The sequence below is a fragment of the Streptomyces sp. NPDC004647 genome (genome assembly GCF_040609575.1).
Taxonomy (GTDB): Bacteria; Actinomycetota; Actinomycetes; order Streptomycetales; family Streptomycetaceae; genus Streptomyces.
The window spans coordinates 1-13,728 of record NZ_JBEXKU010000077.1 but is presented as its reverse complement, the minus strand read 5'-3'; the positions used below and the strand labels follow the sequence as shown (position 1 = coordinate 13,728).

Genomic DNA, 13,728 nt, shown 5'->3' with positions numbered 1-13,728 from the left:
GAGGCTCGGGCCTCCTTTCGCCCCGTAGGATGGGCCCATGGCGAAGACCGGTACGACGACCCAGGGGCTGCGCGCGGCGATCGAGCGCAGCGGCTACTACCCGGCCCTCGTGGCCGAGGCGGTGGAGGCCGCCGTGGGCGGTGAGCCGGTCGCGTCGTACCTGGTCCACCAGGAGACGACCTTCGACGCCAACGAGGTCCGCAGGCACGTCACCGTGCTCGTCCTCACCGGCAAGCGCTTCATCGTCAGCCATACCGACGAGCAGGCCGCCGACGGGACGTCGCCCTCGCCGTACGCCACCACCTCCACCGAGTCCGTCAAGATCGAGCGGATCTCCTCGGTCGTGCTGAGCCGCGTCGTGGCCAACCCGGAGTCGTACACCCCGGGCACGCTTCCGCGCGAGGTCGTCCTCACCATCGGCTGGGGCGCCGTCAACCGCCTCGACCTCGAGCCGGCCGCCTGCGGCGACCCCAACTGCGAGGCGGACCACGGCTACACCGGCTCCTCCACCGCGGACGACCTCAGCCTCCGGGTGAGCGAGGCGGGCGACGGACCCGATACCGTTCGGCAGACCCTGGCCTTCTCACAGGCGCTGTCCGAGGCCACCGTGGCCGCCACCGCCGGTCACTGATGGCTCAGCCCGCCACCGCCGGCTCCGGCTGGCACGATCCAGAGCTGCTCGATCCGCGCAGCGCTCCCGCACCCGAGTACGGCACCGGCTCGCTCGCCGAGCTGCTGCCGACCGTGGCGGCCGGGCTGGGCGTACCCGGTCTCTCCGCCGGACTGCGTCTTGAGCCCGCCGACCGGGTCTGTGTCTTCCTCGTCGACGGCCTCGGCTGGGAGCAGCTCAAGTCCCACCCCGACGAAGCGCCGTTCCTCACCGGTCTGCTGGCGAGTTCGCGCGGCGGCACCGGAGCGCCGATAACCGCCGGGTTCCCGTCCACCACCGCCACCTCCCTCGCCTCCGTCGGCACCGGGCTGCCGCCGGGAGCGCACGGGCTGTCCGGCTACACCGTCAGGGATCCGGACACCGGCGCGCTGATGAACCAGCTGCGCTGGAAGCCCTGGACCGATCCGCACGTCTGGCAGCCGTACCCCACGGTCTTCCAACTCGCCGACGGCGCGGGGGTCCACACCTGTCAGGTCTCCGCGCCGGACTTCCGGGACACCCCGCTGACGAAGGTCGCGCTGAGCGGCGGCACCTTCCACGGGCGGCTCTCCGGCGAGGAGCGGATGGACTTCTCGGCCGAGCAGCTGGCAGCCGGGGGCCGCTCGCTCGTCTACACGTACTACAGCGAGGTCGACGGCAAGGGCCACCGCTTCGGCGTGGACTCCGACGCCTGGCGCGGCCAGCTGATGTACGTCGACCGGCTGGCGCAGCGCCTCGCGGAGCAGCTCCCGTCGCGCTCGGTCCTCTATGTGACGGCCGACCACGGCATGATCGACCTTCCGTTCGATCCGGAGTCGCGGATCGATTTCGACGAGGACTGGGAGCTGGGTGCCGGAGTCGCCCTGCTCGGGGGCGAGGGCCGCGCCCGGCACGTCTACGCGGTGCCCGGCGCGGCGGCCGATGTGGCGGCGGTCTGGCGCGAGGTCCTCGGCGACCGGATGTGGGTGGCCGACCGTGACGAGGCGATCGAGGCGGGCTGGTTCGGCCCGCCCGGGTTCTCTCCCGACGAGCGCGTGTACGGGCGCATCGGTGATGTGGTGGCTGCGGCCTGCGACGACATCGCGATCGTTGCCTCGCAGACCGAGCCGCACGAGTCGGCGATGGTCGGTCTTCATGGCTCGATGACCGCCGTCGAACAGCTCGTTCCACTCCTCGAAGTGCGCACCTGAACCACCCGAACCACCTGACCACGCCGCTCCCACCGGCCGCCGGGCCGTCAGGCTTCGGTCCTTACGATCGTGAAGACCGCGCCCTCCGGGTCCGCGACCGTCGCCAGCCGTCCCATCGAGCCGTCCCGTGGCTGCCGCAGTACGTGTCCGCCCAGCTCGGTCACCCGGCGGGCCGCCGCATCCGTGTCGGCGACTGCGAAGTACGTCATCCAGTGCGGGCCCCGGTCGCGTGGCAGAACACTCCCCACCCCGTGGATCGCCGCCAGGGGCCGGCCCTCCAGGCGCAGCGTGAGGTAGTCGCGGTCCGCGGAGACGTCGGCCTCGGACTCGAAGCCGAAGACGGCCGCGTAGAACTTCCCGACGTCCGCGGTCTCCTGGGTCAGCAGCTCGTTCCAGACGGGCGTGCCGGGTTCGCCCACCGTCTCTGCGCCGGGGTGCTCGCGTCCCTGCCACGCGCCGAAGACCGCACCCATCGGGTCCGAGCCGATGACCAGCCGTCCCGCCTCGTCCGCGTCCAGCGGGCCGACACCGACGGTGCCGCCGCAGCACCTGATCCGTTCGGCCGTGGCGTCGGCGTCGTCCGTTGCCAAATAGGTGGTCCAGGCGATCGGCAGATGCCGTTCGGGGGGCAGTTCCCCGATCCCGGCGACCACCCGGCCGTCGAGCATCGCGCTTGCGTACGGGCCAAGTTGCCGGGGCCCCGGGCTGAACGCCCAGCCGAACAGGGCGCCGTAGAAGTCCTGGGTGGCGGTCAGGCTGTGGACCATCAGGCTCACCCAGCAAGGCGTACCCGGTGTGTGGCGGGTCGCTGCCTCGGTCATCGTCACTCTCTCCTCGGACCATCGTGGTGGTCGTGCGGGACCGGGCGCGCCGCCGTCCCGGGCGGGCGCCCGTGCAGATGCTTGCACCACCGGTCGCGCAGTACGCCCCGGCCGCGCCGGATTCGGCGGGTTCCCACTGGAGGTTGCCCGAATTCCTCTTTCGCATCCTTTGCGAGGCTCTCGACGACCGGCGTCGTCCGTCGTGTTCCGGGCTTGCCCGGGCCCCGCCGAAGTAGGCGTGATTGAGCGAGGATGGGGACTATGAACGTCATCATCACCGCTTCCGAACTCAAGGGCGAGTCCGCGGGAGAGCAGCCGCCGGTTCTGCTCGACGTCCGCTGGCAGCTCGGCGGCCCGGCGGGAAAGCCCGCCTACGATGCGGGGCATCTGCCCGGCGCCGCCTACATCGACCTGGACACCGAGCTGGCGGGCCCGGCCGGTGGGGGAGGGCGGCACCCGCTGCCGGACCTCGACACCTTCGGCGCCGCGATGCGCCGGGCGGGCGTCTCGGCCGACCGCGCGGTGGTCACGTACGACGGAGGGCAGGGCTGGGCCGCCGCGCGCGCGTGGTGGATGCTGCGCTGGGCCGGACACCCGTCCGTCCGGGTGTTGGACGGCGGGCTCGCCGCCTGGACGGCCGAGGGACTTCCGCTCACCACTGAGGTGCCGTCACCGGCGGAAGGGACGTTCCGCCCGGAGCCGGGGGCCCTTCCGCTGCTGTCCGCGGACGACGCGGCAGCGCTCGCGCGCTCCGGTGTCCTGCTGGATGCGCGGGCGGCTGAGCGGTACCGGGGCGAGGTCGAGCCGATCGACCGCGTCGGCGGCCACATCCCGGGCGCGGTGTCAGCCCCGACGACGGAGAACGTCACGGCGGACGGCCGCTTCCGTCCAGCGCAGGAGTTGCGCGAGCGCTTCCTGTCGTTGGGAGCGGGAGCGGACGGGGCCGGTGAGCCCGGCGTGTACTGCGGCTCTGGTGTCTCGGCGGCGCATCAGGTTCTCGCACTGGCGGTCGCGGGCGTTCCGGCGGCGCTGTACGTGGGTTCGTGGAGCGAGTGGTCCTCGGACCCGGCGAGGCCGGTGGCCACGGGCGCGGAGCGCGGCTGACTCCCGCTCGCCGCACGGCCGTTCCGCGCAGGGTTCCCGCGGGTGGGCCGCCGGGCCGTTGCACCCGGTGGCCGTCGCCCGTCGCCCGTTGCCCGTACATGAATCCGGAGCGCGGTGCCGAAGGCGCGCCTGGCCGGACCTGGATGGTGCGGCGAGCCCACTGCCGGGGGGGACAAGCCGCCCCGCGGCAGCGGGCTCGCCGACGACTGGCGGACCGGTCGGCGATGTGGTGCGGATCGCCGACTAGTCCTGCTTCTTGCGCCGCGTGCCGAAGACGATCTCGTCCCAGCTCGGCACCGCGGCGCGGCGCCCCGGGCGGACTCCGTCGGCCTCGGCCTGGCGGTCCGTCGTACCGGTGAGCCGGTCACGGTGACCGGCCACCGCGCGCGGCATCAGCACATCCGCGTACGCCGAACCCGCACCGGCCGCGGCGGGCGCCGCGGGCTCGGCCGTGGTCTCGGGCTCCTCCTCCGGTTCCTCCGGCGGTGACACCGGCTCCGGTACGACCAGGTCGCCCCGGAAGCTGGGCACCGCCTCCAGCAGGCTGGTCAGCGAGTCCCGTTCAGCGCCGTCGTCCGCTTCCTGTGCCGGGGCCGGAGCCGGACGGTCCAGCGGCCGGTCGCGCGGAAGGCGTGCGATCCGCGGGACGAACGGGAAGCTGGGCTCGGGAGTGTCGTCGGTGTCGCCGATCAGCGACCGTGCCTCGTCGTCCACAGCCTGAACCAGCCGGCGCGGCGGGTCGTACGTCCAGCTCGCCGCGTGCGGTTCGCCCGCGACCCGGTAGACGAGCAGCACCTCCCAGGTGCCGTCGTCCCGTCGCCAGGAGTCCCACTGGACGGTTTCCCGGTCGGCGCCGCGCAGCAGCAGCCGCTCCGACACCGCCTCACCGAGCTGCGGGCCGGTGTTCTCGCCGGGCCGGCGGACGGGTGTCTTACGGGCGCGCTCGGCCATGAAGGCGCGCTCCGCGAGAACGGGGCCCTCGAAACGCCGCACCCGGTCGACCGGGATGCCCGCGAGCTGAGCGACCTCCTCGGCGGAGGCGCCGGCACGTATACGCGCCTGGATGTCGCGGGGGCGGAGGTGGCTCTCGACCTCGATCTCGATCTGGCCCAGCCGGGCCCGGTCGTTGCGCACGGCGGCGCGGAGCCGTTCGTCGATCGGAAGCGTGTACTCCGTGCTGTCCGCAGCCTTCAGCACCAGCCGTGTGCCGTCGTTGCTGACGGCCACGACACGCAGTTCGGGCATGGGGACCTCCCGGGTGGTGCCTGCCGACGTCACGTGCGTCGCTGCTTCCCGCTAGACGAGTGTGGCCTGCCCGGGTGCAGCCTGCCACAACATTGCCGAGTTGCCTGGCGTGTCGGGCATGCACCCGCATTCGCCGTTATGACACGGTTACCTATTTGCAACTCTTGGTGACCGTGTCGGTCGTCCTGTGCGCCATTACCCGTGTCCTGCCTCGGCTCCGCCGGTTCGAGTGCCGCCTCCGGCCCCCTCCGGTAGGTCCGGGCGGCCGGACGAGGAACCGGAGCCAGGGCTCGCCACAGTACTCCATTCGGACCACGCGGGTGGCCCCGCCGCGCCGCCGAACTTGTCGTAGCGCAAGGGAGTTGGGCAACTCCGTGGCGGGTGAGGGGTGATGTTCACGGAACCCGCCGAATCGGAACTTCTGACTCCGTGCGCAGGTCACTTCGGTGCCGGACGTGCCGTCCGCAGCGCTCCGGCGGCGAGGGCGGTCGCTGTACTCCTCTTCGGGGTGGCGCGTACGGGCCCCGACATCGGCGCCGGCACCCCGTTCCACGGCTCCGAGAGAACCCCGGCGAATCCGTCGATTCCACTGGATCGGGTGGCACTTCGGGCAGCGGTGCGAGGGCTTCGAGCGGCGGGAAGCGGGCGAGCCGGGGCGCCGCTGGGGTGACGACGCCAGTCGGGCGCCGCAGCGGATCCGCCGTCAGTCACCGAGCACACGCCGCAGATACGCGTTGCCGAACAACCGCTGCGGGTCCAGCCGGTCGCGCAGCGCGGTGAATTCGCCGAACCGCGGATAGACCCCGGCCAGGTACCCGGCGTCGCGGCTGTGCAGCTTGCCCCAGTGCGGCCGCCCGCCGTGCGCCGTCATGATCCGCTCGACCGCGGTGAAGTACGCCCGGTGCGGCGTGCCCCGGTACGTGTGGACCGCGATGTAGGCGGTCTCACGGCCCGAGGCGGTGGACAGCGTGATGTCGTCGGCCGGGGCGGTCCGTACCTCCACCGGGAAGCCGACGCGCAGGGACGAGCGCTCGACCAGAGTCTTGACCTCGCGCAGTGCGCCCACCGCGGCCTCGCGCGGTAGGGCGTACTCCATCTCGAGGAAGCGGACCCGGCGGGGACTGGTGAAGACCCGGTACGGGATGTCGGTGTAGGTGCGGGCCGAGAGGGCGCGGCTGGAGATCTCGGCGACGGCGGGGATGGTGGCGGGCACTGCCCGGCCCAGTGAACAGAGCACCTGGAAGACGCCGTTGGAGAGAAGCTCGTCCTCGATCCAGCCGCTGATCCGCCCGGGAGGGGCGGCCGGCCCGGCACTGCGGTTGTTGCGCTTGGTGTTGCAGTTGCCGGTGTGCGGGAACCAGTAGAACTCGAAATGCTCGTTCTCGGCCACGTGTTGGTCGAACTCCGCTGTGACGCGGTCGAAGCGCATCGGTTCCTCGCGTGCCGTGAGCAGGAAGACCGGCTCCACGCCGAACGTGACCGAGGTGATCACGCCGAGGGCCCCCAGGCCGATCCGGGCGGCCGCGAAGATCTCCGGATTCTCCTTCTCGGAGCACGTCAGGACCGATCCGTCGGCGGTGACGAGTTCGAGGGCCTTGATCTGTGCGGCGATCGAGGCGGACTCCCTGCCCGTGCCGTGGGTGCCGGTGCCGGCCGCTCCGGCCACTGTCTGCTCCATGATGTCGCCCATGTTGGTCAGCGACAGGCCCTCGGCCGCGAGGACTTCGTTGAGCTGCTTCAACGGTGTGCCCGCAGCGACCGTCACGGTGCCGGCGGCGCGGTCGACCGCCCGTATGCCGGCGAGCCCTTCGGGCCGTATGAGCACTCCGTCGGTGGCGGCCGCCGCAGTGAAGGAGTGCCCGGTGCCCACCGGCTTCACCTTCAGCCCGTCCTCGGCGGCGGTCCTCACGATCCGCGACAGCTCCTCGGCGGAGGTCGGCGCCAGGGACCGGACCGGGTGGGCGGTGACGTTCCCCGCCCAGTTACGCCATGCGCTGCTGCTCTGGTTCATCCGCCCCAGCCCCTCCCCTTACCCGCGGCATGGGCGACCCCACCCGCTCGGCTGCCGGCCGGAGCCGGCGGTACCCCAGGAACGCCACCGCGGCCGCGAGCGCCCCGGCCGCGGCCGGTACCGCGTACCCCGCCCCGGCGCCCGCGCCGTCCACCACCCACCCGGCGGCGGACGCGCCGAGCGCGATGCCGACCGCGATCCCGGTGCTGATCCAGCTCATGCCCTCGGTCAGCTTCGTGCGCGGAACGTGTTGTTCGACGAGGGCCACCGTGGTCACCATCGTGGGTGCGATGGACAGGCCCGCGACAAAGAGCGCCACGGCCAGGAACGGCAGGTCCCCGGCCAGTTGGAGGGGGATCATACTCACCGCCATCGCACACACACCCAGCAGCCACCGGCGGTGGGCGGGCCCTTTGAGGTGCAGCAGTCCGAAGACCGCGCCCGCCAGGCAGGAACCCAGCGCGTAGACCGCGAGCACCAGGCTCGCCGCTGCCTTGTGTCCCTCCTCCTCGGCGAAGGCCACCGTCACCACATCGACCGAACTGAAGATCGCGCCGGTCGCGACGCCGGTGGCCATCAGCACCCGGAGGCCGGGGGAGCGCAGTGCCGAGCCCTTGGTGTGGTGCTCCCGCGGATGCGGTACGGGCTCGGTGCCGCGCTGCGCGGTCAGCCAGAGGACACCGACCGTGAGGAAGGCCATGGCAAGCAGTGGGCCGGCCTCCGGGAACCAGGCCGTGGACAGCCCGATGGAGACGATCGGGCCGAAGATGAAGCAGGTCTCGTCGACAATCGATTCCCAGGAGTACGCCGCGTGCAACTCGCGCGGCGAGCCGCGGTAGAGCGCCGTCCAGCGGGCCCGGATCATCGAGCCGACGCTCGGTACACACCCGCCGAAGGACGCGCACACGAAGAGCGTCCAGTCCGGCAGGCCCTGGTGGGCACAGACGAGTAATCCCGCGACGGCGGTGACGGAGACCAGGGTGGCGGGGCGCAGCACCCTGCCCTGGCCGTAGCGGTCGACGAGCCGGGAGATCTGCGGGCCGAGGAGGGCGGCGGACAGCGCGAGGGTGGCCGAGAGCACGCCCGCGAGCCCGTACCGGCCGGTGAGCTCGGAGACCATCGTGACGATGCCGATGCCCATCATGGCCAGCGGCATCCGGCCGAGAAAGCCCGCGGCGGAAAACCCCTTGGCGCCTGGGGCGGCGAAGATCGCACGGTACGGACTGGGCAAGGGGCACTCCGCCGGTAAGGAATGTCTTCAGCCGATACAGCTTACGGGCGGGAGGGGACGGGCGCCCGTGGTTTTTCGGGCGTGAACGGCGGGTGGCAGGATCGGGAGCATGCCCGAACAGCCAGTCCACGCCCCGTACGACGCCCTGCTGCTGCTGTCCTTCGGCGGCCCCGAGGGTCCGGACGACGTCGTGCCGTTCCTGGAGAACGTCACCCGCGGCCGCGGCATCCCCCGTGAGCGGCTCAGGGAAGTGGGGCAGCACTACTTCCTCTTCGGCGGCGTCAGCCCGATCAACGCGCAGAACCGTGAGCTGCTGGACGCGCTGCGGAAGGACTTCTCGGAGCACGGTGTCGATCTGCCGGTCCACTGGGGCAACCGGAACTGGGCGCCGTATCTGACGGACGTCCTGCGCGAGATGGTGGAGGACGGGCGGCGGCGCATCCTGGTGCTCGCCACCAGCGCCTACGCCTCGTACTCCGGCTGCCGGCAGTACCGCGAGAACCTGGCGGACGCACTGGCGGCGCTGAACGCGGAGGGTCTGCCGCTGCCGAGGGTGGACAAGCTGCGGCACTACTTCAACCACCCCGGGTTCGTACGGCCCATGGTCGATGCGACGCTCGCCGCACTCGCGGAGCTGCCCGAGGACGTACGAGCCGGGGCGCACCTGGCCTTCACCACCCACTCCATCCCGACGGCCGCCGCGGACACCTCGGGGCCGGCGGAGGGGCACGGCGAGGGCGGGGCATACGTGGCCCAGCACCTGGACGTGGCGCGGCAGATCGCCGGTGCGGTCCGCGAGGAGACAGGTATCGAGCACCCCTGGGAGCTCGTCTACCAGTCGCGCAGCGGCGCGCCGCACATCCCTTGGCTGGAACCGGACATCTGCGACCACCTGGAGGCGCTGCACGGGACCGGGGCCCCGGCCGCGGTCATGGTGCCGATCGGCTTCGTCTCCGACCACATGGAGGTCCGGTACGACCTCGACACCGAGGCGACGGCGAAGGCCCAGGAACTGGGCCTGCCCGTCTCCCGCGCGGCAACGGTGGGCGCCGATCCGCGTTTCGCGGCGGGCATCCGCGACCTGGTCCTGGAGCGCGCGGCGGTGGAGCGGGGGCGCTCGGCGGAGCGCTGCGCGCTGGGAGCGCTCGGCCCCAGCCACGACCTGTGTCCGGTGGGCTGCTGCCCCGCCCGCACCCCGCGCCCCGCCGCCGCGGGCGCCGACAGCCCGTACGCCTGACAGCACAGCGAGGAGCACCGTGAACGACTCCCTGAAGGACGAACTCCTGACCTACGCGCTGGAGGCCGCCCACCGGGCAGGGGCCCTGCTGCGCGACGGCCGTCCCGCCGACCTCGGCGTCGCGGCGACCAAGACCAGCGCGATCGACGTGGTCACCGAGATGGACCTCGCCTCCGAGAAGCTCATCACCGGCTATCTCGCGGAGCGGCGGCCGGATGACAGCTTCGTGGGCGAGGAGGGCGCCAGCATCGAGGGCAGCAGCGGGGTGCGCTGGGTCATCGACCCCGTCGACGGCACCGTCAACTACCTCTACGGGCTGCCCTCGTGGGCGGTGAGCATCGCCGCCGAGATCGACGGTGAGACGGCCGTGGGCGTGGTCGCGGTCCCGATGCGGGGTGAGACGGTCCGGGCGGTGCTGGGCAGGGGCGCGTACCTCGGGGAGCGGCGCCTGGAGCGCCGCCCCGCGCCCCTCCTGGAGCAGGCCCTCATCGGCACCGGCTTCGGCTATGTCGCCGAGCGCAGGGCCGGCCAGGCGGAGGTGCTGCGCACGCTGCTGCCCCGGGTGCGGGACATCCGGCGTGGGGGTTCGGCCGCGATCGATCTGTGCGATGTGGCCTGCGGACGGCTCGACGGCTATTACGAGCGCGGGCTCAACCCCTGGGACTACGCCGCCGGCGAACTGATCGCCCGCGAGGCGGGCGCGCTCACCGGGGGCCGGCCGGGGGAACCGGCCTCCGGAGCACTCACGGTCGCCGCGCCTCCGGGCCTCTTCGAGCCGCTGCAGCAGGTCCTGGACGGCCTGGGCGCCTGGCACGACTGAGCAGGCGCAAGTGTGGGGCGCCCCGGGAAGGCATTCCCGGGGCGCCCCACACTGTGTCGGCGCAACCATCAATGGAGAACCCTGACGGCGATCAGCCACCCCCGCGAGAGCGGCGGCGGTTCAGCCGCAAAGGGGGGCGCTCAGGCACTCAGAGCGCCGACCTCCACACCGTGCTCGGCGGCCAGGCGTCGCAGGTCGTCCAGCTCGGCCTGCTCCACCTCGGCGAGGAAGTCGTCGCCCGTCTCCCGAGCGCGCGTGAGATCGGACTCGGTGGTTCGTATGCGGTGCAGAATTCCTGCGGTGAACGCGTCCATTGCGCCCCCTCGTCGTGGGTCGATGGCACGGGGGTGTGCCGCTTGCTGGGGGTCCCCCCGGCCGGAGGCCGGGGGAGGGTAGATCACGCACCGGGCCCCTGCGGGGGACAGCAGGCCGCGGAATGCCGCGTAAGGGCGTGATCTCGGGTGTGCAATTCGTCCTCCCCTCCCGTTGTCTCAGAGAAACCTCAAGAGTCCGAGGAATCCTGAATTTCCCGTTCCGGCCCGGCGCCCGCAGACCCCCTTACCGCCGGTTTATGAGCCTTCGGGGCAGGATGGAGGAGCTCACCCAGGGACATCCGGCCTGCCCACAGGCCCGTAGGGAAGGAATGCGCCGTGCGCGTACTCGTCGTCGAGGACGAGCAGCTGCTCGCCGATGCGGTGGCCACCGGACTTCGCCGGGAGGCCATGGCCGTCGACGTCGTGTACGACGGCGCTGCCGCTCTGGAGCGCATCGAGGTCAACGACTACGACGTTCTCGTACTGGACCGGGACCTCCCGCTGGTGCACGGCGACGACGTGTGCCGCAAGGTCGTCGATCTCGGCCTGCCCACCCGCGTCCTGATGCTCACCGCCTCCGGCGACGTCAGCGACCGCGTGGAGGGCCTCGAGATCGGGGCCGACGACTACCTCCCCAAGCCCTTCGCCTTCAGTGAGCTGACGGCGCGGGTACGGGCCCTGGGGCGGCGTACGACCGTCGCTCTGCCGCCGGTCCTGGAGCGATCCGGGATCAAGCTGGACCCCAACCGCCGTGAAGTGTTCCGGAACGGCAAGGAGGTCCAGCTGGCGCCGAAGGAGTTCGCGGTGCTGGAGGTACTGATGCGCAGCGAGGGGACCGTGGTCTCGGCCGAACAGCTTCTTGAGAAGGCATGGGACGAGAACACCGACCCGTTCACCAATGTCGTCCGGGTCACCGTGATGACCCTGCGCCGCAAGCTCGGCGAGCCGGCCGTGATCGTCACGGTCCCCGGCTCCGGCTACCGGATCTGACCCGCGATGGCACAGACCCCGGCCCCCCCGGCCGCACCGCCCAAGCCCACCTGGGAGCCGCGCCGGCCCCTCCGGCCGTTTCCCTGGCTGCGCCCGACCATCCGGATACGGCTCACCCTGCTCTACGGCGGCATGTTCCTGATCGCGGGCATCCTGCTGCTCTCGATCATCTATCTGCTGGCCGCCCAGGCGCTGAATCTGGGCAATGAGCCGCTGTTCAAACTGCTCCCGGACAGCAAGGTCCAGCTGACGAGCAACGAGTGCCCCGGCCTCACGCCCGGTCTGTCGGCCAACGAGGCCAACACCCTGCTCGACGCCTGTATGAACCACCAGCGCGAGTTGGCCCTCGACTCGCTGCTCCGCCGCTCGCTGCTCGCGCTGCTGGGCCTCAGCGTTGTCGCCTTCGCCTTCGGCTACGCCATGGCCGGCCGGGTCCTCTCCCCGCTGGGCCGGATCACCCGTACCGCGCAGCAGGTCGCCGGTTCCGATCTCTCCCGGAGGATCGAACTCGACGGACCGGACGACGAGTTGAAGGAGCTGGCCGACACCTTCGACGAGATGCTCGACCGGCTCGCGCGGGCCTTCGACGCGCAACGCCGCTTCGTGGCCAACGCCTCGCACGAACTGCGCACGCCGCTGGCGATCAACCGCACCCTGCTGGAGGTCCAGCTCTCCGACCCGGCCGCGTCCCCCGAGGTCGCCCAGCTGGGACGGGCGCTGCTCGCCACCAACGAGCGGAGCGAGCAACTGGTGGAGGGGCTGCTGCTGCTGGCCCGCAGCGACAACGAGATTCTGGACCGCAAGCCCGTGGACCTCGCGGAGGTCGCCTCACGGGCGGTCAACCAGGTGCGCGAGGAGGCCGAGGCCAAGGGTCTGGAACTGCGGGGCGGGCTGGCACCGGTGGTGGTCCAGGGCAACGGGGTCCTGCTGGAGCGGATCGCTCTGAATCTGGTGCAGAATGCCGTGCGCTACAACACCGAGGACGGCTGGGTCGAGGTCACCACCGAGGCCGTGCCGGGGCAGGCACTGCTGGTGGTCTCGAACACGGGACCAGTGGTTCCGGCCTACGAGGTGGACAACATCTTCGAGCCCTTCCGCAGGCTCCGCACGGAGCGGACCGGCAGCGACAAGGGCGTCGGCCTCGGACTGTCGATCGTGCGGTCCGTGGCGCGGGCCCACGGGGGCAGGATCACGGCCGAGCCGCGCGAGGGCGGTGGGCTCGTGATGCGCGTCACCCTGCCCGTCTGAGATGCTGGCGCGGAAGTTCGCTTTGCGCGGAATCTTCGGGTTCCGACCTGGAGAGCTTCCTGTGTGATCGATCACATGCGCGATTTTTTGGCCATCTACTCTCCGTGATCGCAAAGGTCGTCGGAAAGCCGGGAAAATCCGGGTTTCCGGGGGGTCTGATCACGGGAAGTACACGGGGTGGCGCCTGTGAGTGCGACCTTCGGACCGTGTACGGTCCCGATCGCCATCCAAGCCGATCACCTCTTCAGGGGTGCGGTTGGGTGTCGATTGAGTAACAGACCTTGATGTGAGGCAAAATCTCCGCCTCAGGTCGGGCACAAGTCCGGCCTCTCACGCGTTACGAGCGCTGAGACACCGCAGACACCCAGAGGGGGAGAGCGACATGGCAACGGACTACGACACCCCACGCAAGACCGATGACGACCTCAACGAGGACAGCCTCGAAGAGCTGAAGGCGAGGCGGAACGACAAGTCGACTTCGACCGTAGACGTCGACGAGTTCGAGCAGGCCGAGGGCCTCGAGCTGCCCGGCGCGGACCTCTCCAACGAGGAGCTGTCCGTACGGGTACTGCCCCGGCAGGCCGACGAGTTCACCTGCATGAACTGCTTCCTGGTGCACCACCGCAGCCAGCTCGCCGCGGAGAAGAACGGCCAGCCGATCTGCCGCGACTGCGCGGCCTGAGAACAGGACGGTCGTGACTGGCTCCACGCCGTCCGGGAAGGCCCCCATCGGACGGCGGAGCACCACAGCGGGCGCAGGCGACGAGCGAGGCCGCGCGGCCGCGCGCGCGGCAGCCCCCCGCCGGGGCCTGAAGAGAGGTGGCAAAGGCGCCCCCCACGGGGTCTCGGTGTTAGAAATAGGAAGAGA

Annotated in this window: 13 protein-coding genes; 8 read left to right on the top strand and 5 right to left on the bottom strand. The window is 71.4% G+C overall.

Annotated features, from left to right (window positions below; translation table 11 throughout):
- The first annotated feature begins 37 nt into the window (after positions 1–37).
- Complete coding sequence (locus tag ABZW18_RS27470) at positions 38–631, top strand: DUF5998 family protein (protein ID WP_356192293.1); 594 nt, start codon at positions 38–40, stop codon at positions 629–631.
- Complete coding sequence (locus ABZW18_RS27465; RefSeq protein WP_356192290.1) at positions 631–1,839, top strand: nucleotide pyrophosphatase/phosphodiesterase family protein; 1,209 nt, start codon at positions 631–633, stop codon at positions 1,837–1,839. Before ABZW18_RS27470 ends, ABZW18_RS27465 begins: the two co-directional genes overlap by 1 nt.
- Positions 1,840–1,886: 47 nt before the next feature.
- Here ABZW18_RS27465 and ABZW18_RS27460 read toward each other — a convergent pair whose 3' ends face one another.
- Entirely contained in the window at positions 1,887–2,660 is a 774-nt protein-coding gene (locus ABZW18_RS27460; protein ID WP_356192288.1) for a VOC family protein, read from the bottom strand.
- A 261-nt stretch (positions 2,661–2,921) separates the two neighbouring features.
- Here ABZW18_RS27460 and ABZW18_RS27455 point away from each other — a divergent pair, with 261 nt between their 5' ends.
- Complete coding sequence (locus tag ABZW18_RS27455; RefSeq protein WP_356192285.1) at positions 2,922–3,764, top strand: sulfurtransferase; 843 nt, start codon at positions 2,922–2,924, stop codon at positions 3,762–3,764.
- 243 nt (positions 3,765–4,007) lie between these two features.
- Here the strand turns inward: ABZW18_RS27455 and sepH are convergent, their stop codons facing one another.
- The 3 genes from sepH to ABZW18_RS27440 all read right to left on the bottom strand — a co-directional run bounded on the left by sepH (position 4,008) and on the right by ABZW18_RS27440 (position 8,251).
- A complete protein-coding gene (gene sepH / locus ABZW18_RS27450; protein ID WP_356192283.1) occupies positions 4,008–5,042 on the bottom strand; it encodes a septation protein SepH in 1,035 nt (344 codons plus the stop codon).
- 670 nt (positions 5,043–5,712) lie between these two features.
- Positions 5,713–7,020, bottom strand: coding sequence for a D-arabinono-1,4-lactone oxidase (locus tag ABZW18_RS27445; RefSeq protein ID WP_356192281.1), 1,308 nt, complete (start codon positions 7,018–7,020; stop codon positions 5,713–5,715).
- Entirely contained in the window at positions 6,992–8,251 is a 1,260-nt protein-coding gene (locus tag ABZW18_RS27440; RefSeq protein ID WP_356192279.1) for an MFS transporter, read from the bottom strand. The genes ABZW18_RS27445 and ABZW18_RS27440 overlap by 29 nt, the downstream gene beginning before the upstream one ends.
- A gap of 109 nt (positions 8,252–8,360) precedes the next feature.
- Between ABZW18_RS27440 and ABZW18_RS27435 the strand changes: the two genes are divergently transcribed.
- Together ABZW18_RS27435 and ABZW18_RS27430 are read left to right on the top strand one after the other, a co-directional pair.
- Positions 8,361–9,488, top strand: a complete 1,128-nt coding sequence (locus tag ABZW18_RS27435) for a ferrochelatase (RefSeq protein WP_356192277.1) — start codon at positions 8,361–8,363, stop codon at positions 9,486–9,488.
- Between the two features lie 19 nt (positions 9,489–9,507).
- Complete coding sequence (locus ABZW18_RS27430) at positions 9,508–10,308, top strand: inositol monophosphatase family protein (RefSeq protein WP_356192275.1); 801 nt, start codon at positions 9,508–9,510, stop codon at positions 10,306–10,308.
- Positions 10,309–10,448: 140 nt separating this feature from the next.
- Here the strand turns inward: ABZW18_RS27430 and ABZW18_RS27425 are convergent, their stop codons facing one another.
- The gene (locus ABZW18_RS27425; protein ID WP_356192272.1) at positions 10,449–10,622 is read right to left on the bottom strand and encodes a hypothetical protein; all 174 of its coding nucleotides are present in this window, start codon (positions 10,620–10,622) and stop codon (positions 10,449–10,451) included.
- 336 nt (positions 10,623–10,958) lie between these two features.
- Here ABZW18_RS27425 and ABZW18_RS27420 point away from each other — a divergent pair, with 336 nt between their 5' ends.
- The 3 genes from ABZW18_RS27420 (at position 10,959) to ABZW18_RS27410 (ending at position 13,542) form a co-directional block, all read left to right on the top strand.
- A complete protein-coding gene (locus ABZW18_RS27420; RefSeq protein ID WP_356192269.1) occupies positions 10,959–11,612 on the top strand; it encodes a response regulator transcription factor in 654 nt (217 codons plus the stop codon).
- 6 nt (positions 11,613–11,618) lie between these two features.
- The gene (locus tag ABZW18_RS27415; RefSeq protein ID WP_356192267.1) at positions 11,619–12,860 is read left to right on the top strand and encodes a HAMP domain-containing sensor histidine kinase; all 1,242 of its coding nucleotides are present in this window, start codon (positions 11,619–11,621) and stop codon (positions 12,858–12,860) included.
- Positions 12,861–13,242: 382 nt separating this feature from the next.
- Entirely contained in the window at positions 13,243–13,542 is a 300-nt protein-coding gene (locus ABZW18_RS27410; RefSeq protein WP_356192264.1) for a DUF4193 domain-containing protein, read from the top strand.
- Positions 13,543–13,728: the final 186 nt, after the last annotated feature.

What these genes read in the sequence shown, in the direction of transcription:
- ABZW18_RS27470 (WP_356192293.1), top strand. Translation starts at nt 38, where the DNA reads ATGGCGAAGACCGGTACGACGACCCAGGGGCTGCGCGCGGCGATCGAG.
- ABZW18_RS27465 (WP_356192290.1), top strand. Translation starts at nt 631, where the DNA reads ATGGCTCAGCCCGCCACCGCCGGCTCCGGCTGGCACGATCCAGAGCTG.
- ABZW18_RS27460 (WP_356192288.1), bottom strand. Translation starts at nt 2,660, where the DNA reads ATGACCGAGGCAGCGACCCGCCACACACCGGGTACGCCTTGCTGGGTG.
- ABZW18_RS27455 (WP_356192285.1), top strand. Translation starts at nt 2,922, where the DNA reads ATGAACGTCATCATCACCGCTTCCGAACTCAAGGGCGAGTCCGCGGGA.
- ABZW18_RS27445 (WP_356192281.1), bottom strand. Translation starts at nt 7,020, where the DNA reads ATGAACCAGAGCAGCAGCGCATGGCGTAACTGGGCGGGGAACGTCACC.
- ABZW18_RS27435 (WP_356192277.1), top strand. Translation starts at nt 8,361, where the DNA reads ATGCCCGAACAGCCAGTCCACGCCCCGTACGACGCCCTGCTGCTGCTG.
- ABZW18_RS27425 (WP_356192272.1), bottom strand. Translation starts at nt 10,622, where the DNA reads ATGGACGCGTTCACCGCAGGAATTCTGCACCGCATACGAACCACCGAG.
- ABZW18_RS27415 (WP_356192267.1), top strand. Translation starts at nt 11,619, where the DNA reads ATGGCACAGACCCCGGCCCCCCCGGCCGCACCGCCCAAGCCCACCTGG.
- ABZW18_RS27410 (WP_356192264.1), top strand. Translation starts at nt 13,243, where the DNA reads ATGGCAACGGACTACGACACCCCACGCAAGACCGATGACGACCTCAAC.